Annotated in this window: 37 protein-coding genes; 36 read left to right on the top strand and 1 reads right to left on the bottom strand. The window is 63.0% G+C overall.

Features of this window, described 5'->3' with window-relative positions:
- Positions 1–63 precede the first annotated feature (63 nt).
- The 31 genes from rpsL (at position 64) to rplQ (ending at position 19,044) form a co-directional block, all read left to right on the top strand.
- Positions 64–435 (top strand): 30S ribosomal protein S12, encoded by a 372-nt coding sequence (gene rpsL, locus GA0071312_RS00740; RefSeq protein WP_074443221.1) that lies wholly within the window; start codon positions 64–66, stop codon positions 433–435.
- 56 nt (positions 436–491) lie between these two features.
- Complete coding sequence (gene rpsG, locus GA0071312_RS00735; protein WP_074443220.1) at positions 492–962, top strand: 30S ribosomal protein S7; 471 nt, start codon at positions 492–494, stop codon at positions 960–962.
- A 29-nt stretch (positions 963–991) separates the two neighbouring features.
- On the top strand, positions 992–3,067 hold the full coding sequence (gene fusA / locus GA0071312_RS00730; protein ID WP_074443219.1) for an elongation factor G: 2,076 nt from the start codon (positions 992–994) through the stop codon (positions 3,065–3,067).
- A gap of 43 nt (positions 3,068–3,110) precedes the next feature.
- Entirely contained in the window at positions 3,111–4,301 is a 1,191-nt protein-coding gene (tuf, locus tag GA0071312_RS00725) for an elongation factor Tu (protein WP_074443218.1), read from the top strand.
- A 68-nt stretch (positions 4,302–4,369) separates the two neighbouring features.
- Entirely contained in the window at positions 4,370–4,678 is a 309-nt protein-coding gene (rpsJ, locus tag GA0071312_RS00720) for a 30S ribosomal protein S10 (protein WP_074443217.1), read from the top strand.
- Between the two features lie 49 nt (positions 4,679–4,727).
- A complete protein-coding gene (gene rplC, locus GA0071312_RS00715; protein WP_074443216.1) occupies positions 4,728–5,477 on the top strand; it encodes a 50S ribosomal protein L3 in 750 nt (249 codons plus the stop codon).
- Positions 5,477–6,097, top strand: a complete 621-nt coding sequence (gene rplD / locus GA0071312_RS00710; RefSeq protein ID WP_074443215.1) for a 50S ribosomal protein L4 — start codon at positions 5,477–5,479, stop codon at positions 6,095–6,097. Before rplC ends, rplD begins: the two co-directional genes overlap by 1 nt.
- Positions 6,094–6,390 (top strand): 50S ribosomal protein L23, encoded by a 297-nt coding sequence (locus tag GA0071312_RS00705; protein ID WP_074443214.1) that lies wholly within the window; start codon positions 6,094–6,096, stop codon positions 6,388–6,390. Before rplD ends, GA0071312_RS00705 begins: the two co-directional genes overlap by 4 nt.
- A gap of 20 nt (positions 6,391–6,410) precedes the next feature.
- On the top strand, positions 6,411–7,250 hold the full coding sequence (gene rplB / locus GA0071312_RS00700) for a 50S ribosomal protein L2 (RefSeq protein ID WP_074443213.1): 840 nt from the start codon (positions 6,411–6,413) through the stop codon (positions 7,248–7,250).
- Positions 7,251–7,260: 10 nt separating this feature from the next.
- Positions 7,261–7,539, top strand: a complete 279-nt coding sequence (gene rpsS / locus GA0071312_RS00695) for a 30S ribosomal protein S19 (RefSeq protein WP_074443212.1) — start codon at positions 7,261–7,263, stop codon at positions 7,537–7,539.
- 1 nt (position 7,540) lies between these two features.
- Positions 7,541–7,921 (top strand): 50S ribosomal protein L22, encoded by a 381-nt coding sequence (gene rplV / locus GA0071312_RS00690; RefSeq protein WP_074443211.1) that lies wholly within the window; start codon positions 7,541–7,543, stop codon positions 7,919–7,921.
- A 10-nt stretch (positions 7,922–7,931) separates the two neighbouring features.
- The gene (rpsC, locus tag GA0071312_RS00685; protein ID WP_074443210.1) at positions 7,932–8,639 is read left to right on the top strand and encodes a 30S ribosomal protein S3; all 708 of its coding nucleotides are present in this window, start codon (positions 7,932–7,934) and stop codon (positions 8,637–8,639) included.
- Between the two features lie 21 nt (positions 8,640–8,660).
- Positions 8,661–9,074: a 50S ribosomal protein L16 gene (rplP, locus tag GA0071312_RS00680; RefSeq protein WP_074443209.1), complete on the top strand. Its 414-nt coding sequence runs from the start codon at positions 8,661–8,663 to the stop codon at positions 9,072–9,074.
- A gap of 11 nt (positions 9,075–9,085) precedes the next feature.
- Entirely contained in the window at positions 9,086–9,298 is a 213-nt protein-coding gene (rpmC, locus tag GA0071312_RS00675; protein WP_074444077.1) for a 50S ribosomal protein L29, read from the top strand.
- Between the two features lie 11 nt (positions 9,299–9,309).
- On the top strand, positions 9,310–9,552 hold the full coding sequence (gene rpsQ, locus GA0071312_RS00670; RefSeq protein ID WP_074443208.1) for a 30S ribosomal protein S17: 243 nt from the start codon (positions 9,310–9,312) through the stop codon (positions 9,550–9,552).
- 201 nt (positions 9,553–9,753) lie between these two features.
- Positions 9,754–10,122 (top strand): 50S ribosomal protein L14, encoded by a 369-nt coding sequence (gene rplN, locus GA0071312_RS00665; RefSeq protein ID WP_074443207.1) that lies wholly within the window; start codon positions 9,754–9,756, stop codon positions 10,120–10,122.
- Complete coding sequence (gene rplX / locus GA0071312_RS00660; RefSeq protein WP_074443206.1) at positions 10,122–10,439, top strand: 50S ribosomal protein L24; 318 nt, start codon at positions 10,122–10,124, stop codon at positions 10,437–10,439. The genes rplN and rplX overlap by 1 nt, the downstream gene beginning before the upstream one ends.
- Positions 10,432–10,998 (top strand): 50S ribosomal protein L5, encoded by a 567-nt coding sequence (gene rplE / locus GA0071312_RS00655; protein WP_074443205.1) that lies wholly within the window; start codon positions 10,432–10,434, stop codon positions 10,996–10,998. Before rplX ends, rplE begins: the two co-directional genes overlap by 8 nt.
- Before the next feature lie 42 nt (positions 10,999–11,040).
- Positions 11,041–11,346 (top strand): 30S ribosomal protein S14, encoded by a 306-nt coding sequence (gene rpsN / locus GA0071312_RS00650; RefSeq protein ID WP_074443204.1) that lies wholly within the window; start codon positions 11,041–11,043, stop codon positions 11,344–11,346.
- An 11-nt stretch (positions 11,347–11,357) separates the two neighbouring features.
- Positions 11,358–11,756 carry a 30S ribosomal protein S8 gene (gene rpsH / locus GA0071312_RS00645; RefSeq protein WP_074443203.1) on the top strand — a complete coding sequence of 133 codons (399 nt, stop codon included), beginning with the start codon at positions 11,358–11,360 and terminating at the stop codon, positions 11,754–11,756.
- Positions 11,757–11,787: 31 nt separating this feature from the next.
- The gene (gene rplF, locus GA0071312_RS00640; RefSeq protein WP_074443202.1) at positions 11,788–12,321 is read left to right on the top strand and encodes a 50S ribosomal protein L6; all 534 of its coding nucleotides are present in this window, start codon (positions 11,788–11,790) and stop codon (positions 12,319–12,321) included.
- 12 nt (positions 12,322–12,333) lie between these two features.
- Positions 12,334–12,696 carry a 50S ribosomal protein L18 gene (rplR, locus tag GA0071312_RS00635; protein ID WP_074443201.1) on the top strand — a complete coding sequence of 121 codons (363 nt, stop codon included), beginning with the start codon at positions 12,334–12,336 and terminating at the stop codon, positions 12,694–12,696.
- 108 nt (positions 12,697–12,804) lie between these two features.
- Complete coding sequence (gene rpsE, locus GA0071312_RS00630; protein WP_074443200.1) at positions 12,805–13,362, top strand: 30S ribosomal protein S5; 558 nt, start codon at positions 12,805–12,807, stop codon at positions 13,360–13,362.
- A 10-nt stretch (positions 13,363–13,372) separates the two neighbouring features.
- Positions 13,373–13,561, top strand: a complete 189-nt coding sequence (gene rpmD, locus GA0071312_RS20195) for a 50S ribosomal protein L30 (protein WP_074443199.1) — start codon at positions 13,373–13,375, stop codon at positions 13,559–13,561.
- Between the two features lie 10 nt (positions 13,562–13,571).
- A complete protein-coding gene (gene rplO / locus GA0071312_RS00620) occupies positions 13,572–14,048 on the top strand; it encodes a 50S ribosomal protein L15 (protein WP_074443198.1) in 477 nt (158 codons plus the stop codon).
- Between the two features lie 298 nt (positions 14,049–14,346).
- Positions 14,347–15,687 carry a preprotein translocase subunit SecY gene (gene secY / locus GA0071312_RS00615; protein WP_074443197.1) on the top strand — a complete coding sequence of 447 codons (1,341 nt, stop codon included), beginning with the start codon at positions 14,347–14,349 and terminating at the stop codon, positions 15,685–15,687.
- A gap of 40 nt (positions 15,688–15,727) precedes the next feature.
- Positions 15,728–16,315, top strand: a complete 588-nt coding sequence (locus GA0071312_RS00610) for an adenylate kinase (RefSeq protein ID WP_074443196.1) — start codon at positions 15,728–15,730, stop codon at positions 16,313–16,315.
- A gap of 226 nt (positions 16,316–16,541) precedes the next feature.
- On the top strand, positions 16,542–16,910 hold the full coding sequence (rpsM, locus tag GA0071312_RS00605; RefSeq protein ID WP_074443195.1) for a 30S ribosomal protein S13: 369 nt from the start codon (positions 16,542–16,544) through the stop codon (positions 16,908–16,910).
- 96 nt (positions 16,911–17,006) lie between these two features.
- On the top strand, positions 17,007–17,396 hold the full coding sequence (gene rpsK / locus GA0071312_RS00600) for a 30S ribosomal protein S11 (RefSeq protein WP_074443194.1): 390 nt from the start codon (positions 17,007–17,009) through the stop codon (positions 17,394–17,396).
- A gap of 61 nt (positions 17,397–17,457) precedes the next feature.
- Entirely contained in the window at positions 17,458–18,510 is a 1,053-nt protein-coding gene (locus GA0071312_RS00595) for a DNA-directed RNA polymerase subunit alpha (protein WP_074444076.1), read from the top strand.
- 111 nt (positions 18,511–18,621) lie between these two features.
- Positions 18,622–19,044: a 50S ribosomal protein L17 gene (gene rplQ, locus GA0071312_RS00590; RefSeq protein ID WP_074443193.1), complete on the top strand. Its 423-nt coding sequence runs from the start codon at positions 18,622–18,624 to the stop codon at positions 19,042–19,044.
- A 229-nt stretch (positions 19,045–19,273) separates the two neighbouring features.
- Here the strand turns inward: rplQ and GA0071312_RS00585 are convergent, their stop codons facing one another.
- On the bottom strand, positions 19,274–20,623 hold the full coding sequence (locus tag GA0071312_RS00585; protein WP_083204358.1) for a DEAD/DEAH box helicase: 1,350 nt from the start codon (positions 20,621–20,623) through the stop codon (positions 19,274–19,276).
- Between the two features lie 351 nt (positions 20,624–20,974).
- Here GA0071312_RS00585 and GA0071312_RS00580 point away from each other — a divergent pair, with 351 nt between their 5' ends.
- From GA0071312_RS00580 to GA0071312_RS00560, 5 genes are all read left to right on the top strand, one after another.
- Entirely contained in the window at positions 20,975–22,396 is a 1,422-nt protein-coding gene (locus tag GA0071312_RS00580) for a circularly permuted type 2 ATP-grasp protein (protein WP_074443191.1), read from the top strand.
- Between the two features lie 46 nt (positions 22,397–22,442).
- Positions 22,443–23,384: an alpha-E domain-containing protein gene (locus GA0071312_RS00575; protein WP_074443190.1), complete on the top strand. Its 942-nt coding sequence runs from the start codon at positions 22,443–22,445 to the stop codon at positions 23,382–23,384.
- Between the two features lie 45 nt (positions 23,385–23,429).
- Positions 23,430–24,275, top strand: a complete 846-nt coding sequence (locus tag GA0071312_RS00570) for a transglutaminase family protein (protein ID WP_074443189.1) — start codon at positions 23,430–23,432, stop codon at positions 24,273–24,275.
- A 22-nt stretch (positions 24,276–24,297) separates the two neighbouring features.
- Complete coding sequence (locus tag GA0071312_RS00565) at positions 24,298–25,044, top strand: proteasome-type protease (RefSeq protein ID WP_074443188.1); 747 nt, start codon at positions 24,298–24,300, stop codon at positions 25,042–25,044.
- Positions 25,045–25,266: 222 nt separating this feature from the next.
- A complete protein-coding gene (locus tag GA0071312_RS00560; RefSeq protein WP_074443187.1) occupies positions 25,267–25,956 on the top strand; it encodes a CBS domain-containing protein in 690 nt (229 codons plus the stop codon).
- Positions 25,957–25,962 lie beyond the last annotated feature (6 nt).

The raw sequence follows: 25,962 nt of genomic DNA, 5'->3' as shown, positions 1-25,962 counted from the left end.
TGGTCGCGCAAGTGGCCGAGAGGTAAGGCCGGCCGCCGGGCGGCCAAAGGAAGAGGGCAGAGGATGCCGACGATTTCCCAGCTGATCCGCAAGCCGCGGATAGCCCAGAAGAGCCGGAACAAGGTTCCGGCGCTGGAAGCGTGCCCGCAGAAGCGCGGCGTCTGCACGCGCGTCTACACGACGACGCCGAAAAAGCCGAACTCGGCTCTGCGCAAGGTCGCCAAGGTGCGCCTGACAAACGGCTTCGAGGTGATCGGCTATATCCCGGGTGAGGGGCATAACCTTCAGGAGCACTCCGTGGTGATGATCCGCGGCGGGCGCGTGAAGGATCTTCCCGGTGTGCGTTATCACATCGTGCGCGGCGTCCTCGATACCCAGGGCGTCAAGGACCGCAAGCAGCGCCGTTCGAAATACGGCGCCAAGCGTCCGAAGTGAGCTAGCGCCCGAAGCGATTTCGGGCATCTGACGAGAATTCTGGACGGAGCCTTCGCATGTCCCGCCGCCACCGCGCAGAAAAGCGTGAAATCATCCCGGATCCGAAATTCGGGGACGTCGTTCTCACCAAGTTCATGAACTCGGTGATGTATGACGGCAAGAAGTCCACTGCCGAAGGCATCGTCTACGGCGCCTTCGACATCATCGAAGAGAAGACCAAGACCGATCCGATCGAGGTGTTCCGCCAGGCGCTCGAGAACGTCGCGCCGGCGATCGAGGTGCGTTCTCGCCGCGTCGGTGGTGCGACCTATCAGGTCCCGGTCGAGGTTCGTCCCGAGCGTCGGCAGGCTCTCGCTATTCGCTGGCTGATCAAGGCCGCCCGCGCACGCAACGACAAGACCATGGTCGAGCGTCTCTCGGGCGAGCTGATGGATGCGGCCAATAACCGTGGAAGCGCCGTGAAGAAGCGCGAGGATACGCACCGCATGGCGGAAGCGAACCGCGCTTTCTCGCATTACCGCTGGTAACGCCGGCACGTCCGACTGGAGTGATCACGATGGCCCGATATACGCCCATCTCCAATTACCGCAATTTCGGCATCATGGCCCATATCGATGCGGGCAAGACGACGACGACCGAGCGGATCCTGTTCTACACGGGCAAGTCGCACAAGATCGGCGAAGTCCATGATGGTGCCGCGACGATGGACTGGATGTCGCAGGAGCAGGAGCGTGGCATCACGATCACCTCGGCTGCGACGACCTGCTTCTGGCGCGATCATCGCCTGAACATCATCGACACCCCCGGCCACGTCGACTTCACAATCGAGGTCGAGCGTTCCCTGCGCGTGCTCGACGGGGCGATCTGCGTCCTCGACGGCAACCAGGGGGTCGAGCCGCAGACCGAGACGGTCTGGCGCCAGGCGGACAAATACGATGTTCCGCGCGTCGTCTTTGTCAACAAGATGGACAAGATCGGCGCCGATTTCTTCAATTGCGTCGAGGACATCATCAAGCGCGTGGCCGGCAAGCCGGTCTGCCTGCAGCTGCCGATCGGTGCCGAAGCGGATTTCAAGGGTGTCATCGACCTGATCCGCATGAAGGCGATCATCTGGGAAGAAGAGACGCTCGGCGCGAAATTCCGCGACGACGAGATCCCGGCTGATCTGCAGGATCAGGCTGCCGAGTATCGCACCAGGCTGATCGAGGCCTGCGTCGAGCTCGACGACGACGCGATGACGGCCTATCTCGACGGCGAAGAGCCCTCCGAGGAGAAGCTCGTCGAACTCGTCCGCAAGGCGGTTCAGGAACGCGCCTTCCATCCGGTCATGTGCGGCTCCGCCTTCAAGAACAAGGGCGTCCAGCCCCTGCTCGACGCGGTGGTGGATTACCTGCCTTCGCCGGTCGATCGTGGCGCCATCAAGGGTCTGCATCCCGATACCGAAGAGCCGATCACGCGTGATCCCTCTGACGAATCACCCTTCTCGATGCTGGCCTTCAAGATCATGGACGACCCCTTCGTCGGCACGATCACATTCTGCCGCGTCTATTCCGGCACGGTCGAATCCGGCACCTCGGTGTTGAACCCGCTGCGCGACAAGAAGGAGCGCGTCGGACGCATGCTCCTTATGCATGCCAACAACCGCGAGGACATCAAGGTTGCGATGGCAGGCGACATCGTCGCGCTGGCCAGCCTGAAGGAGACGCGCACCGGTGACACCCTGTGCGACTCGTCGAAGCCGGTGGTTCTTGAAAAGATGGAATTTCCGGAGCCGGTCATCGAGATCGCGATCGAGCCGAAATCCAAGGCCGACCAGGAAAAGCTGGGTCTCGCCCTGTCGAAGCTCGCGGCGGAGGATCCCTCCTTCCGCGTCTCCACGGATTTCGAAAGCGGTCAGACCATTCTCAAGGGCATGGGCGAGCTGCATCTCGACATCAAGGTCGACATCCTGAAGCGCACCTACAAGGTCGACGCCAATATCGGCGCGCCGCAGGTGGCCTATCGCGAGACGATTACGCGTGCGGCGGAAATCGACTACACACACAAGAAGCAGACCGGTGGTACCGGCCAGTTCGCGCGGGTGAAGTTCAATGTCTCGCCCGCCGAGCCGGGTGAGGGCTTTTCCTTCGAATCCAAGATCATCGGTGGTGCCGTTCCGAAGGAATACATCCCCGGCGTTCAGAAGGGTCTGGAGTCGGTCCTCGGGGCCGGCGTCGTGGCGGGCTTCCCCGTCGTCGATGTCAAGGTCGAGCTGATCGATGGTGCCTTCCATGAAGTCGACTCCTCGGCGCTGGCCTTCGAAATCGCTTCCCGCGCCGCTTTGCGCGAGGCGCTGCAGAAGGGGTCTTCGGTCCTTCTCGAGCCGGTGATGAAGGTCGAGGTGACGACGCCGGAAGATTATACCGGCTCGGTCATCGGCGATCTGAATTCCCGCCGCGGCCAGATCCAGGGCCAGGACATGCGCGGCAACGCGGTGGTCATCAATGCGATGGTGCCGCTTGCCAACATGTTCGGCTACGTGAACACGCTGCGCTCCATGAGCCAGGGTCGCGCCAATTACACCATGCTGTTCGATCACTACGAGCAGGTCCCTTCCAACGTGGCTGCAGAGGTTCAGGCGAAATACGCCTGAACTCCCACCACGAAGATCAACCGAACAACATCTGGGTGCTGCCATGGCCAAGGAAAAGTTTGAACGTAACAAGCCGCACTGCAACATCGGCACGATTGGTCACGTTGACCACGGCAAGACGTCGCTGACTGCGGCGATTACGAAGGTTCTGGCGGAGTCTGGTGGTGCGTCATTCATGGCGTATGACACGATTGACAAGGCTCCTGAGGAGAAGGCGCGCGGGATCACGATTTCGACGGCGCATGTCGAGTACGAGACGGCGAACCGTCACTATGCGCATGTTGATTGCCCCGGCCACGCGGACTACGTGAAGAACATGATCACGGGTGCTGCGCAGATGGATGGCGCGATTCTTGTGGTTTCTGCGGCTGACGGTCCGATGCCGCAGACGCGTGAGCACATTCTTCTTGCGCGTCAGGTTGGTGTTCCGGGACTGGTTGTCTTCCTCAACAAGGTTGACATGGTTGATGACGAGGAGCTTCTTGAGCTTGTCGAGCTTGAGGTTCGCGAGCTTCTGTCGAGCTACGAGTTCCCCGGCGACGACATTCCGATCACCAAGGGTTCTGCGCTGTGCGCGCTGGAGGATCGTTCTCCGGAGATTGGCCGTGACGCGGTTCTTGCGCTGATGGAGACGGTTGACTCGTACATTCCGACGCCTGAGCGTCCGATTGACCAGCCGTTCCTGATGCCGATCGAGGATGTTTTCTCGATTTCGGGTCGCGGTACGGTTGTGACGGGTCGCGTTGAGCGCGGCATCGTGAAGGTTGGCGAGGAAGTCGAGATCATCGGCATCCGCGACACGGTGAAGACGACGGTGACGGGCGTCGAGATGTTCCGCAAGCTTCTGGACCAGGGCCAGGCGGGCGACAATGTCGGCGTTCTGCTGCGTGGCACGAAGCGCGAGGATGTGGAGCGTGGGCAGGTTCTGTGCAAGCCGGGTTCGGTGAAGCCGCACAAGAAGTTCAAGGCCGAGGCCTACATCCTGACGAAGGAGGAGGGCGGTCGTCATACGCCGTTCTTCAACAACTATCGTCCGCAATTCTATTTCCGCACCACGGACGTGACGGGGATCGTGCAGCTTCCCGAGGGCACCGAGATGGTGATGCCGGGTGACAACGTGGCGATGGAAGTCGAGCTGATCGTGCCGATCGCCATGGAAGAAAAGCTGCGCTTCGCCATCCGCGAAGGCGGTCGCACCGTCGGCGCCGGCGTCGTCGCCGCCGTCCTGGATTGATCGAACAACCTTTCTCAAAGCGCGGCCTCGCCGCAGGCCGCGCTTTCTCATGTTGACGGGGCTTCCCCATGAACGGTCAAAATATCCGTATTCGCCTGAAGGCGTTCGATCATCGCGTGCTTGACGCGTCGACACGTGAAATCGTGTCAACCGCCAAGCGCACGGGTGCTCAGGTTCGCGGGCCCATCCCGCTTCCGACCCGGATCGAGCGTTTCACGGTTTTGCGTTCGCCGCACATCGACAAGAAGTCGCGCGAACAGTTCGAGATGCGCACACACAAGCGCGTTCTCGATATCGTCGATCCCACCCCGCAGACCGTGGACGCGCTGATGAAGCTCGACCTCGCGGCGGGTGTGGATGTGGAGATCAAGCTCTGAGCTTCGCGCTCCAGAGCTTTTGGCTTAAACACGCCGAGAGGACACGCTCATGCGCTCAGGCGTCATCGCGCAAAAACTCGGGATGACCCGCGTCTTCAACGACGACGGTGAAAACATCCCGGTCACGGTCCTGAAGCTCGACCAATGTCAGGTGGTCGCGCATCGGACCAAGGACAAGAACGGCTACGTGGCGCTGCAGGTCGGCGTCGGCAAGGCCAAGGTCAAGAACGTCTCGAAAGCCGAGCGCGGTCGTTTCGCGCAGGCCCAGGTCGAGCCCAAGCGCAAGCTTGCGGAATTCCGCGTCAGCGAAGACGCCGTGATCCCGGTGGGGGCTGAAATCCTTGCCGATCACTTCGTGGCGGGCCAGTTCGTCGATGTGACGGGCACCTCCACGGGTAAGGGTTTCGCGGGCGGCATGAAGCGCTGGAACTTTGCGGGTCTGCGTGCTTCACACGGCGTCTCGATCTCGCACCGTTCGATCGGTTCGACGGGTGCGAACCAGGATCCCGGGCGCGTGTTCAAGGGCAAGAAGATGCCTGGGCATCTCGGTGCCGAGCGCGTGACCACGCAGAACCTGAAGGTCGTTCAGACCGATCCGGAGCGGGGGCTGATCCTCGTGGCCGGTGCGGTTCCGGGCGTGAAGGGCGGATATATCCATATCCGTGATGCCGTGAAGCGCGCGCTTCCCGAGGACGCGCCGCGTCCGGGCAAGTTCCGCGAGAACGGTGCCGCCGCACCTGAGGCCGCAGTCGAGGCCGCCGATGCAGCGCCGGTCGAGCAGAACGGGGAGAATGCGTGATGAAGATCGATATCACCACGCTCGAAGGCGATAATGCCGGTTCGGTCGAGCTTGACGAGGCCATCTTCGGTCTGGAGCCGCGCGCCGACCTGATCCAGCGCTGCGTGCGCTGGCAGCTCGCCAAGCGTCGTGCCGGCACCCACAAGGTGAAGACGCGCAGCGAAATCGCGCGTACCGGCAAGAAGATGTTTCGCCAGAAGGGCACCGGTAACGCCCGTCACGGCAATGCCCGTGTCGTGCAGTTCCGCGGCGGTGGCCGGGCTTTCGGTCCGCTTCCGCGCGATCATGCGCATGATCTTCCCAAGAAGGTCCGCGCACTCGCGCTGAAGCACGCGCTTTCCGCCAAGGCGAAGAGCGATGCGCTGATCGTTGTCGACGATATCACGGCGGCCGAGCCCAAGACCAAGGCGCTCAGGGAGCGTTTCGGCAAGCTCGGGCTGGCCAATGCGCTGTTCATTGGCGGTGCCGAGGTGGAGGCCAACTTCAAGCTGGCCGCGCGCTCGATCCCGAATATCGACGTGTTGCCCATTCAGGGGATCAACGTCTATGACATTCTGCGTCGTGAGAAGCTGGTTCTCACGAAGGCGGCTGTGGATGCGCTGGAGGCGCGCTTCAAATGAGCATCGATCCGCGCCATTACGACGTGATCATCGCTCCGGTGATCACCGAGAAGGCCACCCTTCTTTCGGAGCATAACAAGGTCGTCTTCAAGGTGGCCCCCACTGCGACGAAGCCGCAGATCAAGTCCGCCGTCGAAAAGCTTTTCGGCGTCAAGGTGAAGGCAGTCAACGTCGCCGTCACCAAGGGCAAGGTCAAGGTCTTCCGTGGCATCAAGGGGCGCCGGAATGACGTCAAGAAAGCAATCGTCACCCTCGAAGAGGGCCAGACGATCGATGTGACTACGGGCCTTTGAGCGGTTAGGAGAGTGATCCGATGGCTTTGAAGAGTTTCAAACCGATCACGCCGGGCCTGCGTCAGCTCGTGATCGTCGACCGCTCGGGCCTCTACAAGGGCAAGCCCGAGAAATCCCTGACGGAGGGTCTGTCCTCCAAGGGTGGTCGTAACAATACGGGGCGCGTCACGGTGCGCTTCCGCGGTGGCGGCCACAAGCGCACCTATCGCGTGGTCGATTTCAAGCGCCGGGCGCGTCTGGGTGATACGGCAACCGTGCAGCGGATCGAATACGATCCCAACCGTACGGCCTATATCGCACTGATTGCCTATGAAGACGGCGAGAAGGCATATATCCTGGCGCCGCAGCGACTGTCAGCCGGTGACAAGGTCACCGCTGCGGAGCAGGCGGACATCAAGCCGGGTAACGCCATGCCGATCGGGAATATCCCCGTCGGGACGGTGGTGCACAATATCGAGACCAAGATCGGTCGCGGCGGCTCCGTCGCCCGGTCGGCGGGTTCCTATGCCCAGATCGTCGGTCGTGACCGCGGTTACGTCGCTGTGCGCCTGGGTTCCGGCGAGCAGCGTCTGGTGCATGGTCGCTGCTTCGCGACTGTCGGTGCGGTGTCGAACCCGGACCACATGAACATCTCGATGGGCAAGGCGGGCCGCAATCGCTGGCTCGGCAAGCGTCCGCACAATCGCGGCGTCGTGATGAACCCGATCGATCACCCGCATGGCGGTGGTGAGGGCCGGACTTCCGGCGGTCGCCATCCGGTCACGCCCTGGGGTAAGCCCACCAAGGGTCACAAGACCCGGTCCAACAAGCGGACGGACAAGTTCATTGTGACGAGCCGCCACGCCCGCAAGAAGAGGTAAGGAGCGCGCCATGGCACGTTCAATCAAGAAGGGGCCGTTCGTTGACGGCTATCTTCTCAAGAAGGCCGAGGCGGCTCGTGAATCGGGTCGCAACGACGTCATCAAGATCTGGAGCCGTCGCTCCACGATCCTTCCGCAGTTCGTTGGGCTCACTTTCGGTGTGTACAACGGACACAAACACATTCCTGTCAGCGTGAGCGAGGAGATGGTGGGCCACAAGTTCGGCGAGTTTTCGCCGACGCGCACCTTCCCGGGCCATGCGGCGGACAAGAAGGCGAAGAGGCGGTAACATGGGCAAGCCGGCTACCCCCCGCGCGCTGGGTGAAACCGAGGCCAAGGCGGTTCTGCGCATGCTTCGTGTGAGCCCGCAGAAGCTGAATCTCGTGGCGCAGCTCATTCGCGGCAAGAAGGTCGCGACCGCGCTCGCCGATCTCGAGTTTTCCCGCAAGCGCATCGCACGCGACGTGAAGAAGTGCCTCGAGAGCGCCATCGCCAATGCCGAGAACAACCATGATCTCGACGTGGACGATCTGGTGGTCAAGGAGGCCTTCGTGGGCAAGGCGCTGGTCATGAAGCGCTTTCACGCCCGGGCCCGCGGACGCGGTGCGCGTATCCTGAAGCCTTTCTCGAACCTCACCATCGTGGTTCGTGAACAAGCCGAACAGGCCTGAGGAGGACAGAATGGGTCACAAGGTCAACCCGATCGGCCTCAGGCTGGGTATCAACCGCACCTGGGATTCGCGCTGGTTCGCCCCCAAGGGTGAGTATGCCCGCCTGTTGCACGAAGACGTCGCCATCCGCGAAGCGCTGCGCAAGCAGCTCAAGCAGGCTGCGGTCTCGCGCATCGTGATCGAGCGTCCGCACAAGAAGTGCCGCGTCACCATCCATTCGGCGCGTCCGGGTGTGGTGATCGGCAAGAAGGGTGCGGATATCGAGAAGCTGCGCAGGCTCGTCGGTCGCATGACGGACGGCGAGGTCACGATCAACATCGTCGAGGTGCGCAAGCCGGAGATCGATGCCACCCTGATCGCGGAATCCATTGCGCAGCAGCTCGAGCGTCGCGTTGCCTTCCGGCGCGCCATGAAGCGGGCCGTTCAGTCGGCCATGCGTCTGGGCGCCGAGGGCATTCGCATCAACTGCGCGGGTCGTCTGGGGGGTGCGGAGATCGCGCGTATCGAATGGTATCGCGAGGGCCGCGTGCCGTTGCATACGCTGCGCGCCGATGTCGATTATGGTACGGCCACGGCGTTCACCACTTATGGCGCCTGCGGCATCAAGGTCTGGGTGTTCAAGGGCGAGATCCTGGAGCATGATCCCATGGCCCAGGACAAGCGCATGAATGAAGAGGGAGGTCGCTCCGGTGGCGGCCGTCGCGATCACGCGGCCTGATCATCGGAACGGAGATCCGCCATGTTGCAACCGAAGAAGACGAAGTTCCGCAAGCAGTTCAAGGGGCGCATCAAGGGCGTCGCCAAGGGCGGCATGGATCTGAATTTTGGCCAGTACGGCCTCAAGGCTCTCGAGCCGGAGCGCGTCACGGCGCGGCAGATCGAGGCGGCTCGCCGCGCGATCACCCGCTTCATGAAGCGTCAGGGCCGGGTCTGGATCCGGATCTTTCCGGATGTCCCGGTTTCAAAGAAGCCGACCGAAGTCCGCATGGGTAAGGGCAAGGGTTCGCCTGAATATTGGGCGGCCCGCGTCAAGCCTGGTCGGATCATGTTCGAGATCGACGGTGTGAACGAGGAAATCGCACGCGAGGCGCTGCGCCTCGGCGGCGCGAAGCTTCCGATTCGCACGCGTGTCGTGCAGCGCATCGCCGATTGATGGAGATTGCCATGAAGTCCAAGCAGCGAGTGAGCGATCTGCAGGCGATGACCGCCGATCAGCTTCAGGACGAGCTGGTTTCGCTGAAGAAGGAGCAGTTCAATCTGCGCTTCCAGCGGGCTACGGGTCAGCTGGAGAACACGGCGCGCGTCACGCAGGTCCGCAAGGATATTGCGCGCGTCAAGACTTTTCAGCGCCACAAGCAGACTGAAGCAAAGGCGTAAGGAAAAAGATCATGCCGAAGCGCGTATTGCAGGGCGTCGTCGTCAGCGACAAGCAGGACAAGACTGTTGTCGTTAAGGTCGAGCGCCGTTTCACGCACCCTCTTCTGAAGAAGACGGTGCGTCGTTCGAAGAACTTTCATGCTCATGACGAGAACAACGTCGCCAAGACCGGCGATGTGGTTCTCATCGAGGAGGGGCGCCCCATGTCCAAACTCAAGAGCTGGGTTCTCGTTCAGGAAGCCCCGAAGGGCTGAATCGAGCCGACGGTCTGGGATCGGTCGCGGTAATTCGTGCTGCGATCGCGAAACAGGCTTGTCAGTGGGCGGCGCTTCGTGTATCGGAGCGCCTTTCGCGATCATAGGCAGGGGACGGCAGATCCCCGTCAGGCGTAGTCCGGTTGGGCAATTCCGCTCAACGGCCGGAAACCTGTCTGAGACAAGGAAAGGATCAAGGCCATGATCCAGATGCAGACCAATCTCGAGGTCGCCGATAATTCCGGCGCCCGTCGTGTCATGTGCATCAAGGTTCTGGGCGGTTCGAAGCGTAAATATGCTTCGGTCGGTGATATCATTGTCGTCTCCGTCAAGGAGGCGATCCCGCGCGGTCGTGTGAAGAAGGGCGACGTCATGCGCGCCGTCGTCGTGCGCACGGCGAAGGACATTCGACGTCAGGACGGCTCCGTGATCCGCTTCGACCGCAATGCGGCCGTGTTGGTCAATAACAACAAGGAGCCCGTCGGCACGCGTATCTTCGGCCCGGTTCCGCGCGAACTGCGCGCCAAGAACCACATGAAGATCATCTCGCTGGCGCCGGAGGTGCTGTGATGGCTGCGAAACTCAAGAAGGGCGACCGCGTCGTCGTTCTCGCTGGCCGCGACAAGGGCAAGACCGGTGAGATCGTCAAGGTCATTCCGGCCGAAGGGCGTGCGCTGGTGCGTGGCGTCAACCAGGTCAAGCGCCATCAGCGCCAGACCGCGTCGCAGGAAGCGGGGATCATCACCAAGGAAGCTCCGCTGCAGATCTCGAATCTGGCTTATGCCGATCCGAAGGACGGCAAGCCGACTCGGGTTGGTTTCAAGGTTTTGGAAGACGGGCGCAAGGTTCGTTTCGCCAAGCGTTCGGGGGATCTGATCGATGGCTGAGGCTTCTGTGATCGACTACGCGCCGCGGTTGCGCAAGCACTACGACGAGGTTGTGCGTCCGAAGCTCCAGGAGGAGTTCGGCTACAAGAACCCGATGCAGGTTCCCACGATCGACAAGATCGTGATCAATATGGGTGTCGGCGAATCCGTTGCCGATTCGAAGAAGGCATCGTCGGCTGCGGGCGATCTCGCCCTGATCGCCGGCCAGGCTCCGGTCGTGACCCGCGCGCGCAAGGCGATATCATCGTTCAAGGTGCGTGAGGGCATGCCGATCGGCTGCAAGGTGACGCTTCGCAAGGTCCGGATGTACGAGTTCCTCGACCGTCTGGTGAACATTGCGCTGCCGCGCGTACGCGACTTCCGCGGGCTCAATCCGAAGTCCTTCGATGGGCGCGGCAATTATGCTTTCGGAATCAAGGAGCACATCGTGTTCCCCGAGATCAACTACGACAAGGTCGAGCAGATCTGGGGCATGGACGTGATCGTCGCGACCACTGCGAAAACCGATGAAGAGGCGCGTGCTCTGCTGCGCCACTTCGAATTCCCGTTCCGGCAGTGAGGCTGGATTCAGGCCTCAGACGCGGACACCGGAGGATATTGAATGGCTAAGAAAAGCGCGATCGAGAAGAACAAGAACCGCCGCAAGCTGGTGAAGAAATTCGCCGGTCGTCGCGCGCGGCTTCTCGCGATTGCGAACGACCAGTCCCTGGCGATGGAGGAGCGCTTCGCAGCGCGCCTCAAGCTGGCGGAGCTGCCGCGCAACGCGAATCCCACCCGCATCGTCAATCGCTGCGAGGTCACCGGGCGCCCCCGCGCCTATTACCGCAAACTCGGCATGTCCCGTATCGCGCTGCGTGAGCTCGGCTCGCGCGGTCTGATCCCGGGTCTCGTCAAGTCCAGCTGGTAAGGAGAGATCTCATGGCGATGACCGATCCGCTCGGGGATATGCTGACCCGCATCCGCAATGCGCAACTGCGCCGTCGTCCGAGCGTTCTGACGCCCGGGTCGAAGCTGCGCGCGCGCGTGCTTGAGGTGCTCAAGTCGGAAGGCTATATCCGCGACTATTCCACTGCCGAGTTTGGCAACGGACGCACCGAATTCACCATCGAACTGAAATATTTCGACGGTCAGCCGGTGATCCGCAAGATCGAGCGCGTCTCGAAGCCGGGGCGGCGCGTGTACATGTCGATCGACACGATGCCGCGCGTGGCTGACGGCCTCGGCACCGTGATCCTGTCGACCTCGCGGGGCGTGATGGCCGATCACGACGCGCGGGAGCAGAATGTCGGTGGTGAAGTGCTCTGCAAGGTCTTCTGACCGGGCGCCAGCAAAAACGGGAGCTTAAGATATGTCTCGAGTAGGCAAAAAGCCCGTCGCGGTGCCGTCCGGGGTGACGGCCAGCGTCGATGGCCAGATTGTGAAGATGAAGGGCGCGAAGGGTGAAATGTCCTTCACGGTTCCGGAAGAGGTGAGCGTTGCCTTCGCCGACGGTTCCGTGACGGTTGCCCCACGCATGGAAACCAAGGTGGCGCGCTCGAAGTGGGGCCTTTCACGCGCGATGCTCCAGAGCATCGCCGACGGGGTCTCCAAGGGTTTTGAGAAGAAGCTCGAAATCACGGGCGTCGGTTACCGTGCAGCGGTTCAGGGCAGCACCCTGAAACTGTCGCTGGGATACAGCCACGATGTGGAATTCCCGATTCCGTCCGACATCCAGATCACCACGCCCAAGCCGACGGAAATCGTCGTGACGGGCATGGAGAAGCAACGCGTCGGCCAGATCGCGGCGGAGATCCGCGAATGGCGCCCACCTGAGCCCTACAAGGGCAAGGGCGTGCGCTATGCCGACGAATTCATCTTCCGCAAGGAAGGCAAGAAGAAGTAAGGAGCGCGGGTCATGACGAAGAAGTTGGATACGGCGGGCCGCCGTAAGGCTCGCGTCCGCCGCGCGGTCAAGAAGGTCGCCTACGGGCGTCCGCGTCTTTCGGTCTTCCGCTCGTCGAAGCAGATCTATGCCCAGGTGATCGACGACGACAAGGGCCACACCCTCGCCGCCGCCTCCTCCCTGGAGAAGGACATGCGCGAGAAGCTCAAGACCGGTGGCGACAAGGACGCCGCAGCCGAAGTCGGCAAGCTCGTCGCCGAGCGCGCCAAGGCGGCCGGTGTCTCGAAGGTCGTGTTCGATCGTTCGGGCTATATGTATCACGGGCGCGTCAAGGCCCTGGCTGATGCCGCGCGCGAAGGTGGTCTGGATTTCTGATCCGGTCCGGGCCTGCGGGTCGGCTGACCTGCTCTGCAATGCCGGCGGCGCATTGCGGATTTCCCGATTGAGCGAGCGGGGCCGCCGCCCGCGTCAGTGAGACATGATATGGCAAGAGAACGTGACCGCCAGGATCGTGACGAGCGCGACAGCGAATTCGTCGATCGTCTGGTGCATATCAACCGCGTCGCCAAGGTGGTGAAGGGCGGCCGTCGTTTCGGCTTTGCCGCCCTCGTCGTCGTGGGTGACCAGAAGGGCCGCGTCGGTTTCGGCCACGGCAAGGCCCGCGAGGTTCCTGAGGCAATCCGCAAGGCGACGGAATCGGCCAAGCGTGGCCTGATTCGGGTGCCCCTGCGTGAGGGCCGTACGTTGCATCACGACACGCCCGGTCGTCATGGCGCCGGCAAGGTTATCGTGCGCGCCGCACCGGCGGGTACCGGCATCATTGCCGGCGGCCCGATGCGCGCCGTGTTCGAGGCCGTGGGTGTCCAGGATGTGGTGGCGAAGTCGCTCGGCACTTCCAACCCGTATAACCTCGTGCGCGCGACCTTCGATGCGCTCAAGGCCGTGGACAGCCCGCGTTCGGTGGCGTCACGTCGCGGTCTCAAGGTGTCTTCGCTGCAGGCCCGCCGTCGCGACGGTGAAGCCGCCGCGGCGGAAGCGTGAGGAGGGTTGCATGGCTGACAAGACCATCATTGTGGAGCAGACCGGTTCGCCGATCCGCCGCGACGCCAGCCAGCGTCAGACGCTGGTCGGGCTCGGTCTCAACAAGATGCATCGCAGGAAGACCCTTCCCGATACGCCTGCCGTACGCGGCATGATCGCGAAGGTCAAACACCTCGTCCGCGTCGTCGACGGGCAGTAAGGAGGCGGTCATGAAGCTTAATGAAATTCGTGACAACCCCGGCGCCGTCAAGGAGCGCATGCGGGTCGGTCGCGGCATCGGTTCCGGCAAGGGCAAGACCGGTGGTCGTGGCGTCAAGGGTCAGAAATCCCGTTCGGGTGTCTCGATCAAGGCGTTCGAAGGCGGCCAGATGCCGATCTATCGCCGGGTTCCAAAGCGCGGCTTCAACAATCCGGGCGCACGGGATCTCAACGAGGTGAATATCGGCCGGGTCCAGCAAGCGGTCGATGCCGGCAAGCTGGATGCGTCGAACCCGGTCACGATCGAGGCGCTCGTCGCCGCCGGAGTATGTTCGCGGGTGCGTGACGGGGTGAAGATCCTCGGCGTCGGCGAGTTGAAGGCCAAGCTGACCTTCGAAGTCGTCGCGGCGTCGAAATCCGCTCGCGCGGCGATCGAGGCTGCCGGCGGCGCCGTCAAGGCATCCGACGACGCTGTTGCGCAGGCGTGACCGCCAGCTTCGTCCAGTCCGGATTCCGGTGCAGGTGCATCGGAATCCGTGCGGGTATCGGCAGATATGCGGCGGCCTGCGCTGATTTGCGCATGGCCGCCGTTTTGCTGACATGATGCGATGAAAAAACCGCCGGACGGCTTCCGCGCGGGCCATGGCTGGGGTAAGACCGTGGCGGGTTCGCGCGCCGTTTTGGCGTCAGAGATATCTGGATGATGCCCTGCGGGGCCGGGAATGCGTTTTCGGATGGTTTCGTGCCATACGCAAGCGTACGGGACTGATCAATCGGGAGGGCCCTATGGCCTCAGCAGCCGAGCAACTCGCCGCCAATCTGAATTTCGGCGCCATCGCCAAGGCGGAAGAGCTCAAGAAGCGTATCTGGTTCACCCTCGGTGCGCTGATCATCTACCGGCTCGGCACCTATATCCCGCTGCCGGGGATCGACCCGGAAGCCTTGCGCCAGTCTTTCGAGGCCGCGTCGGGCGGTATTCTGGGCATGTTCAACATGTTCTCCGGCGGTGCCGTCGAGCGCATGGCGATCTTCGCGCTCAACATCATGCCGTATATCTCGGCCGCGATCATCATGCAGCTGATGACGGCGGTGTCGCCGACGCTGGAAGCCCTGAAGAAAGAGGGCGAATCCGGCCGCAAGGTCATCAACCAGTATACCCGCTATCTGACGCTGGTGCTCTCGATCTTCCAGTCCTGGGGGATCGCCGTGGGGCTGCAATCCTCGGGCGGGATCGTGATCGATCCCGGGCCGTTCTTCATCATCACGACCGTGATCACGCTGACGGGCGGAACCATGTTCCTGATGTGGCTCGGCGAGCAGATCACCGCGCGCGGCATCGGCAACGGAATCTCGCTGATCATTTTTGCCGGCATCGTGGCGCAGCTGCCCGCAGCGACGATCGGTCTGTTCGAACTCGGGCGTCAGGGCGCGATCTCGACGGCCTTCATCCTGTTCGTCATCGTGATGGCGATGGGGATCATCTATTTCGTCGTCTTCATGGAGCGCTCGCAGCGCCGGCTTTTGATCAATTATCCAAAGCGCCAGGTGGGCAACCGCATGTATGACGGCCAGACCTCGTTTCTGCCGCTGAAGCTCAACACGGCCGGTGTCATTCCGCCGATCTTCGCCTCGTCGCTGCTGCTCCTGCCCACCACTGTGGCGAGCTTCGCAGCCGCTGAAGGTGGAGACGGCATCATGGCCACGATCGCGATCTATCTGGGCCACGGTCGTCCGTTGTTCATGATCCTTTATGCGAGCATGATCATCTTCTTCGCCTTCTTTTATACGGCGATCGTGTTCAACCCGTCGGAGACGGCGGACAATCTGAAGAAGCACGGCGGCTTCATTCCGGGGATTCGCCCGGGCGAGCGGACGGCTGACTACATCGATTATGTGCTCACCCGCATCACGGTGATCGGTGCCGCCTATCTTACCGTGGTTTGCCTGATACCCGAATTTCTCATTTCCTATGCAGCCTTGCCCTTCTATCTTGGAGGAACGTCGCTGCTGATCGTCGTGACCGTCACGATGGATACGGTGGCGCAGGTTCACGGGCACCTGATGGCCCATCAGTATGAAGGCCTTGTCAAGAAGGCCAAGCTCAAGGGCGCACGCCGCAATCGCTGATCGTGGCGCCTTCAGGGAAGAGATAGTCGAGGGGGTTTTCATGCGCATGATTCTGTTGGGTCCGCCGGGGGCCGGGAAGGGAACGCAATCGGTCCGTATTGCCGATCGCTACAAGATCCCGCAGCTTTCGACCGGGGACATGCTGCGCGCCGCCGTGGCCGCACAGACCCCCGTCGGGTTGCAGGCGAAGGCGGCCATGGATGCCGGGGCGCTCGTTTCCGACGAGATCGTGGTCGGCATCGTGGCGGACCGGATCGAGGAGCCGGACGCGGCCAACGGCTTCATCCTCGACGGGTTCCCGCGCACTGTCGCCCAGGCGGAGGCGCTGGATTCCATGCTCAGGAGCAAGGGCCAGCCGCTGGATGTCGTGCTGGAATTCGTGGTCGACGAGGGTATCCTGCTCGATCGTATCGCCACGCGCGCCCGCGAGACGCAAGAGCGCGGCGAGCCCGTGCGCAAGGATGACAATCCGGAAGTCTTCAAGACCCGCCTCGAAGCCTACAAGGAACAGACTGCGCCGCTCTCCGACCATTACAGGGAGACCGGCCTGCTGCGCGAAGTCGACGGGATGAAGCCAATCGACGCGGTCACCGCAGAGGTTTTCGCGATTCTGGAGAAAGTTTCCTGATATGGCTTGACCTTGGTCGCATTCAGCGTTATGCGGCGATCTCCCAGCATCAGGACGCAGATATCCGTCAGGCTGACAGATAGCCGACGCTTTCGCGTGTTGCACCGTACCGATGGCGGTCCGGTGTCATCACGCAGCGACACAAACAGCGCGCAGGGGCCGGCCTCCACCGGACGCGCGCATAACGAACCCGCTGCCGTTGAGGCGGCCGACATGGAGAAGTGAAGTGGCCCGCATCGCAGGCGTCAACATCCCGACCAACAAGCGCGTCGTCATCGCGCTGCAATACATTCACGGCATTGGCGCCAAGAAGGCCGAGGAGATCTGCGCCAAGGCGTCGGTCCCGGCCGAGCGCCGTGTCAACCAGCTGACCGATCAGGAAGTGCTGGTGATTCGCGAGACCATTGACCGCGATTATGTCGTGGAAGGTGATCTGCGCCGTGAAGTGTCGATGAATATCAAGCGCCTGATGGATCTCGGTGTCTATCGCGGCCTGCGTCACCGCCGCAACCTGCCGGTCCGTGGCCAGCGCACCCACACCAACGCCCGCACCCGCAAGGGCAAGGCGAAGCCGATCGCCGGCAAGAAGAAGTAACCCGCTCCTGTGAGCAAGGCGCCGCGTCGGGCATGACCGGGCGGCATTTTCCCGAGCGCCTGGGATTACGGGCGCGCCAGAAGGACAGATCGACACATGGCCAAGGATACCACCCGCGTACGCCGCCGCGAACGCAAGAACATCGTTTCGGGCGTCGCGCATGTGAACGCTTCGTTCAACAACACCATGATCACCATCACCGATGCGCAGGGCAACACGATCTCGTGGTCCTCCGCTGGCATGATGGGCTTCAAGGGGTCGCGCAAGTCGACCCCCTATGCCGCGCAGATGGCTGCGGAAGATGCCGGTCGCAAGGCGGCCGAGCACGGTATGCGTACCCTCGAGGTCGAGGTTTCGGGTCCCGGTTCGGGCCGCGAATCGGCTCTGCGCGCGCTGCAGGCCGCCGGTTTCACCGTCACCTCGATCCGCGACGTGACGCCGATTCCGCATAATGGTTGCCGCCCGCGCAAGCGTCGCCGCGTCTGACGCCCGTTCGCGCGCCGGAGCCTTCCGGCGCGTCGTTTCGTTTTCGGGGCGGCGTGCGCGCATGTCGCCCTTCACCCGTCTCACGAGAGGTGTGGTCGTGATCCAAAAGAACTGGCAAGAGCTGATCAAGCCGAACAAGCTCGAAGTCTCCCCCGGCTTCGATCCCCGGCGCGTCGCCACGGTCGTGGCCGAACCGCTGGAACGCGGTTTCGGCATGACCTTCGGCAATGCCCTGCGCCGCGTGCTGCTGTCGTCGCTCCAGGGTGCGGCGGTCAGCGCCGTGCAGATCGACGGCGTGCTGCATGAATTCTCCTCGATTCCGGGCGTGCGTGAGGACGTTACCGATATCGTGCTCAACATCAAGGCCATCGCCATCCGCATGGAAGGTGACGGGCCCAAGCGCATGACCCTGCGCAAGACCGGCCCGGGCACGGTCACCGCCGGTGACATCAACACGGTGGGCGATGTCGAGATCCTCAATCCGGAACTCGTGCTGTGCACCCTCGATGAGGGCGCCGAGATCCGCATGGAATTCACTGTCGATACCGGCAAGGGCTACGTCCCGGCCGATCGCAACCGTCCTGAAGACGCGCCGATCGGCCTGATTCCGGTCGATTCGCTCTACAGCCCGGTGCGCAAGGTTTCCTATCGCGTGGAGAACACCCGCGAAGGCCAGATCCTCGACTATGACAAGCTGACCATGACGGTCGAGACCAACGGCGCCGTGTCGCCGGAGGATGCGCTCGCCTACGCGGCGCGCATCATCCAGGACCAGCTCGCGGTCTTCGTCAATTTCGAGGAGCCGCACAAGGAAGAGGCCGCTGCCTCCTCGCCGCAGCTTCCGTTCCCGCCGGCCCTGCTCAAGAAGGTCGACGAGCTGGAATTGTCGGTACGTTCGGCGAACTGCCTGAAGAACGACAACATCGTCTATATTGGCGATCTGATCCAGAAGTCGGAAGCCGAGATGCTGCGCACGCCGAATTTCGGCCGCAAGTCGCTCAACGAGATCAAGGAAGTGCTTGCCGGCATGGGGCTGCATCTGGGTATGGAAGTCCCGGGCTGGCCGCCGGAGAATATCGACGATCTCGCCAAGCGCTTCGAAGAGCATTACTGAGACTTCGCCCCGCCGTCACTGTGATGCGGCGGGGCGCTTCACGGGCCGATCAGGCCATCAACAACGACGGTCGTACCTTGGCACGGCGGCCGCAGAGAATGGAGAGCCACAATGCGTCACGGATTCAAGGGTCGTCGTTTCAACCGTACCTCCGAGCACCGCAAGGCGATGTTCGCGAACATGTCGACCGCGCTGATCAAGCACGAGCAGATCATCACCACCCTGCCCAAGGCGAAGGATTTGCGTCCCTTCGTCGAAAAGCTCGTGACCCTGGCCAAGCGCGGCGATTTGCATGCCCGTCGCCAGGCCATGTCCAAGGTGCGCGACGAGGTGATGGTGCGCAAGCTGTTCGACGTGCTCGGCCCGCGCTATGCGGAACGGCCCGGCGGTTACATTCGCGTGCTCAAGGCAGGCTTCCGCTACGGCGACAATGCGCCGCTCGCCGTGATCGAATTCGTCGATCGTGACGTCAGCGCCCGCGGCAAGGATTCCGGTCCGGTCGCGGTCGAGGCGAGCGAAGAAGTCGCCGCCTGAGGGTGAGGCCGGTCGCGCCCCCGAATGGGCCGCGCGCTGCAATCAGGATAACGAAAGGGCGGCCCGCGCGGTCGCCCTTTTTGTTTATCGACCTTCTTCCCGTCGGCTGCCCCGTGATGATGCGGGTGCTGAAGCGCACGCAAAAACGGCGCCGGTGCATCACACACCGGCGCCGTTCGTTCAGCTTCGTATCAGGGGCGGCAGTCGCGAAAGCGCATGCCGCACTTCGTCAATAGGCGGCGGGGCGCTGTTCGCGACGCTGCTGGCGCGCCGGGCGACCCGGTGCGCCGTTGCGCGGGGCGCCACCGCGTGAAGCGGGGGCTCCCGAGCCTGTACCCGGGCGCGCGCCCTTGCGATGGCCGCCAGGCTTGCCCTGGCTCAGCCCCTTCATGGTCTTCCCGCTCTTGCCGGCTTTCGGGATCGGCGCTTCCGGCGGCGGCTCGGGAGTGAATCCGGGCGGCAACGGCATCACCGGGATCTCCTGGCGCGTGGTGCGCTGGATGTCCCGCAGATAGGCGCGCTCTTCCATATTGCAGAAGGAGAGGGCGGCGCCGTCCGCACCGGCACGGGCCGTACGGCCGATCCGGTGGACATAGGATTCCGGCACGTTGGGCAACTCGAAATTGATGACGTGCGAGACGCCGTCGACATCGATACCGCGCGCGGCAATATCGGTTGCGATCAGCACCTTGCAGCGACCCTGGCGGAAATCATTGAGCGCGCGCTCGCGCTGGCCCTGCGACTTGTTGCCGTGGATCGCCGCAGCGGGGACGCCGTCGCGTTCGAGATGCTTCACGACCTTGTCGGCGCCATGTTTGGTACGGGTGAAGACGAGGGCGCGGCTTACCGCACCGTCCTGCAGGACTTGCGCAAGCAGGCGCTGCTTCTGGCCGGAGGAGACGAAAATCACCTGCTGGGCCACACGCTCGGCAGTGGTCGCCGCCGGCTGGACGGCGACGCGGGCCGGATTGTCGAGATATTCCTCGGCGAGGCCGGCAATGCTTTTGGGCATCGTGGCGGAGAAGAACAGGCTCTGCCGTTCACGCGGCACCAGTTTTGCGATGCGACGCAGGGCATGGATGAAGCCGAGGTCGAGCATCTGGTCGGCCTCGTCGAGCACCAGCACCTCGACATCGGCGAGGCTGAGTGCGCGCCGGTCGATCAGATCGAGCAGGCGCCCCGGCGTGGCGACGAGGATATCGACGCCGCGTTCGAGCTGGCGAATCTGACGGTTGATCGGCATGCCGCCGAAGACGACCTGGGTCGAGAGGCGCAGATTGCGTCCGTAGATGCGGATGTTGTCGGCGATCTGGCTGGTCAGCTCGCGCGTCGGCGAGAGGATCAGCGCCCGGCAGCCGCGCGGCTGGCGCGCCTTGCGGTCACGGGAGAAGCGATCGAGGATCGGCAGTGAGAAGGCGGCGGTCTTGCCGGTGCCCGTCTGGGCGATACCGAGCAGGTCGCGACCTTCCAGAACCAGCGGTATCGCCTGGGTCTGAATCGGGGTGGGGGTTTCGTAGCCTTCGCCGGCGAGCGCCGCGAGAATGGGCTCGGCGAGGCCGAAATCGGAAAATGTGGTCAAGATGATGCTTTCATGCAGCGGGGAGCCGCACCGGACGCGACACGTCGCGCAGGCGGGCTCGTTCAAGAGACGACCCGCGTGATCAGGTTGTCGAAGATCGGGATGAAGGGGGCGCGAAACGATGATGGTGAAACGTTTCACTCACGCAGCCCCGGCGTCGTCCGAAACGACGCTGTACTGTGCATATCGCCCTTCGCGGCGCACAAGTCAATGGGCGGACCCGGAATTCCTCGACGGCGCCTGCGTTTCCAGCCCGCCTTGCCTGGCCCGGTCCTTGCCTGGCCTAGTCCTTGCCTGGCCTGGTCCTTGCGTCTAGGCTTGGCAACGGGGGCGTAATCTGTGGGAGAGCCAATGCCAGTCTTTGACGAGATGAACGGTGTCGCCGGCGGGGGCGAGGTGCGGGCGCCCTATGAGCAGCTCAAGCAATGGCTGGCCAGGACCCCGCGCGAACTGCTCGATACGCGCCGCAGCCAGGCGGAACTGTTCTTCCGGCGCATCGGCATCACCTTTGCCGTCTACGGTGACGAGGCGGCGACTGAGCGGCTGATTCCCTTCGATATCATTCCGCGCATCATCATGAAGAAGGAATGGGATCACGTCGCGCGGGGGCTGGAGCAGCGCGTCAGGGCGATCAACATGTTTCTCGCCGATCTCTACGGCAAGCAGGAGATTCTGCGCGCCGGGATCATCCCGAAGGAGCTGATCTTCACCAACCCCTTCTATTGCCTCGAAATGCAGGGGTTGAAGGTCCCGCACGACATCTATTGCCATATTGCCGGGATCGATCTGGTGCGTGTCGACGAGGACACGTTCTATGTGCTCGAAGACAATGCGCGCACGCCCTCCGGCGTCTCCTACATGCTGGAGAACCGCGAAGTGACCATGCGGCTCTTCCCCGAACTCTATGCCCGCCACCGCATCGCCCCGGTCGAGAATTATCCCGACGCGCTGCTCGCCTGCCTGCAATCGGTGGCGCCGCGCAGCGGCCGGCGTGACCCGAATGTGGCGGTGCTTACGCCGGGGCAGTTCAATTCCGCCTATTACGAGCACTCCTTCCTGGCCGACAAGCTCGGGGTCGAGCTGGTCGAGGCGAGCGATCTCTTCGTCAAGGACGAGGTCGTCTACATGCGCACCACCGAGGGTCCGCAGCGGCTGGACGTGCTGTATCGCCGCGTCGACGATGATTTTCTCGACCCGCTCGTGTTCAAGCCGGATTCGGTGCTCGGCGTTCCGGGTATCTTTGGTGCCTATCAGGCAGGCAATATCACCCTCGCCAATGCCGTCGGCACGGGCATCGCCGACGACAAGGCGGTCTATACCTACATGCCCGAGATCGTGAAATTCTATACCGGTGAAGAGCCGATCCTGCACAATGTGCCGACCTGGCGCTGCCGCGAGCCCGAGGCGCTCGCCCATGTGCTCGACAACCTTCCCGATCTCGTGGTCAAGGAGGTCAATGGCTCCGGCGGTTACGGCATGCTGGTCGGGCCGCATGCGACCCGGGGGCAGATCGAGGAATTTCGCCGCAAGCTGAAGGCGCATCCGGAGAATTTCATCGCGCAGCCGACGCTGGCGCTGTCCACCTGTCCGACCTTCGTCGCTTCGGGTGTGGCGCCGCGCCATGTGGATCTGCGCCCCTTCGTGCTCTCGGGTGCCAACGGGGTCGAGATCGTGCCCGGCGGCCTGACCCGCGTGGCGCTGAAGGACGGCTCGCTGGTGGTGAATTCCAGCCAGGGAGGCGGGACCAAGGATACCTGGGTGCTCGGCGCCTGAGCCGCCCGACCGAACCCGCCCCGTTTCTTCGCACAGGTTGATCGCAATGCTTTCTCGCACCGCCTCGAATCTCTACTGGCTGTTTCGCAATACCGAGCGCGCCGATTTCGTCGCCCGCATTCTGGATGCCACGATGCGTCTCGCGGCACTGCCGACGAGCTATAACGGCGAGCGCAACGAATGGGAGAGCGCGCTCGCTTCCGCCGGCAATATCGCGCTGTTCGAGCAGCATTACGACGTCGTCAACGAAGACACCGTGCGCGATTTTCTCGCCTTCTCGCCGCACAACCCGTCCTCGATCCGCAGCTGCCTCGAATATGCCCGCACCAATGCCCGCGCCGTGCGCACGGCGCTGACGGCGGAGATGTGGGAGACCATCAACGATGCCTGGCTGCAGTTGAAGAACAGCCGTGGCAACGACATGGATCGCGACGCGTTTTCCGACTTCCTCGAATTCACCAAGACCGTTTCGCTGCATTTCGACGGCTCGGCCTACCGGACCATGCTGCGCAACGACGCCTATTACTTCACCAGGCTGGGTGTCTCGATCGAGCGCGCCGACAACACCGCGCGCATTCTCGACGTGAAATATCATGTGCTGCTGCCCGAGACCGAGCGCGTGGGCGGTTCGCTCGATTATTTTCAATGGACGACGATCCTGCGCGAGGTGCAGGCGCATACAGCCTATCATTGGGTCTATCGCGAGGCCGTGAAACCGTGGCACGTGGCGGACCTTCTGATCCTGAACCGGCAGATGCCGCGTTCGCTGGCCTGCTGTTACGAGTCTCTCGTGCGCCATCTCGATCTGATCGCCGACATCTATGGACGGCGCGGGCGCTCGCAGCGCCTCGCCGCCACGACTTCCGCCCGGCTCGGCGCCTCGCGGATCGAGGAAGTGTTCGGTCACGGCTTGCATGAATGGGTCGGGGAGTTCATCGTCGAGAACAACAGGCTCGGTGCCGAGATCACGGAGCAATATCTGATCTGACCCGTCGCCACGGCCCTGATCTGGCGCATCCGCCCCGGAGGTTACATGCGCGTTCGCATCGAACACGAAACCCATTACGAATATGATTCGCCGATCCGCGCCCTGATCCAGATCCTGCGGATGACGCCGCGCGCGCATGAGGGCCAGCATGTGCGGCGCTGGCGCATCGAGCCCAGCATCGACGGTCAGCTGCGCCGTTCCGAGGATGCGCTGGGCAATATCGTGCATCATTTCTCTGCGGAATCGGGTGCCGAGGCACTGACCTTGCGGGTTGCCGGCGAAGTCGAGACTTTCGATACCAACGGCATCGTGAAAGGTGCCGTGACGCGCGCGCCCGATCTCTATTTCCTGCGCGATACGCCGCTGACGGAAACCGACGAAGCCCTGCGGGCCTTTGCGGCAGAGGTCGCGCAATATGACGCGAACGATGTTCTCGGCACGCTGCATCGGCTGATGAATGCGATCAATGGCGAGGTGGTCTTCGACATCCAGCCGACGCTGGTCTCGACGACGGCCCACGAGGCTTTCGCCATGCGCAAGGGCGTCTGTCAGGATCTGAGCCATATCTTCATCGGCTGCGCCCGCTTCCTCGGCATTCCGGCGCGCTATGTCTCGGGCTATTTCGTGCGTATCGACGGTGTGACCGATCAGGATGCCGGCCATGCCTGGGCGGAGGCGAAGGTGCCGGGTCTCGGCTGGGTCGGATTCGATCCGGCCAACGGGATCTCGACCACGGATGCGCATGTGCGTATCGCGATCGGCCTCGATTATCTGGGGGCGGCGCCCATCAGGGGCAGCCGCTGGGGTGGCGGTGGCGAGAGCATGGCGGTAAAGCTTGTCGTCGAAGATGCCGACGGGGCGGCCCAGAGCCAGCGGCAGAGCCAGGATTGAGGCCCCACAAGGAGCACCCGCCATGACCTATTGCGTCGGTTTGCTGCTCGATCAGGGCATGGTCCTGATCGCGGATACGCGCACCAATGCCGGTCTCGACAATGTTTCGACCTATCGCAAGCTGACGATCATCGAAAAGCCGGGCGAGCGCGTTCTGGCGCTGGCGGCGGCGGGGAACCTCTCCATGTCGCAATCCGTCGTCGGGCTCCTCGAGGAGGGGATCGAGGACGCGGAAACCGGCACGATCCAGAAGCTGGAGGATGCAGGCAGCTTGTTCCAGGCGGTCCAGCTCGTGGGGCGCGCGGTGCGGCAGGTGCGTTCCATCCATGAGCCGGGGCTGAAGGAGGCCGGACTCTCCTTCGATGTGTCCTTCCTGTTCGGCGGCCAGATCGCCGGCGAGCCGATGCGGCTGTTCATGGTCTATGCCGCCGGAAATTTCATCGAATGCGGGCAGGATGCGCCCTTCCTGCAGATCGGTGAACACAAATACGGCAAGCCCATCCTCGATCGCGCGGTGGGCTATGACAGCGATCTCTATGACGCGCTCAAGATCGGCCTGATCTCGATGGATTCGACCATGCGCTCCAATCTCGGTGTGGGCTTGCCGATCGATATCGCCGTGATCCGGCGCGATGCGCTCGAGGCGGAGCTGGTGCATCGCATCGAGGCGGGGGAGACCTATTTCCACGATCTGCGCGAGCGTTGGTCCGCTGCCCTGCGCGCGGCCCATATGGCGATCCCGCGCCCGCCCTACGGCCAGAAGCGCTGAGGCCGATCCGCCCCATGCGCGTGGGCGTTGCGCGCGCGGGCGTTGATCCAGGCGGCACCTGCTCCATCCGTGCTCGCGCAGCGCAGCTTGACCAATATCAATGCATGATCCCGGTCCGAGGCGGAATGTGACGTTGAGGCAGGTCAGCCGGCGCCCAGCGCCAGCCGCTGCGCAGACGCGGCATCCCCCACAACCACCTGTCCACGAGGGAGAGAGATCATCATGCTCACCGCCAAGGACGTCATGACCAGCGAAGTCGTCACCGTAAAGCCGGATACGGCCGTGCAGGACATCGCGCAATTGCTTTATTCTCAACGGATCAGCGGCGTTCCCGTGGTCGATGCGCAGGAGAAGGTCGTCGGGATGGTCAGCGAGGGTGATCTGATGAGCCATGTCGGCGCTGTCGGTGATGCGCCGCCCAAGCGTTCCTGGTGGCTGCGTCTGCTCGGGGATGCCCCCGATACCGCCGAGAATTACACCCGCAGCCACGGGCGTACGGCGCAGGACGTGATGTCACGCAAGGTGCTGTCGGTCAGCGAGGATACCCCGCTCGCGGATATCGCGCGGCTGCTCGAGAAGAACCGCATCAAGCGGGTCCCGGTTCTGACCGATGGCAAGCTCGTCGGTCTGATCTCCAGGGCCAACCTGCTGCGTGGTCTGGCCGTGGCGAAGCCGCAGCAGGCGTCGATCACGGCTGATGACCGCGCGCTCAGCGACGCGATCACGAAGGAGTTGCGCAAGCATCCCTGGGGGGCCTTCACCAATGTCATCGTGCAGGATGGTGTCGCGCATCTGTGGGGCTTCATCGATGCCGAATCCGAGCGCCGCGCCATCACCCTCATCGCGGAGGAGGTCTCCGGCGTGCGCGGTGTCGAGGATCACCTGACTTTCCGCCCGGTCTACGAGGGCTGATCGCAC

This window comes from Saliniramus fredricksonii (assembly GCF_900094735.1).
Taxonomy (GTDB): Bacteria; Pseudomonadota; Alphaproteobacteria; order Rhizobiales; family Beijerinckiaceae; genus Saliniramus; species Saliniramus fredricksonii.
This window is presented reverse-complemented; position numbering and strand designations above follow the sequence as displayed.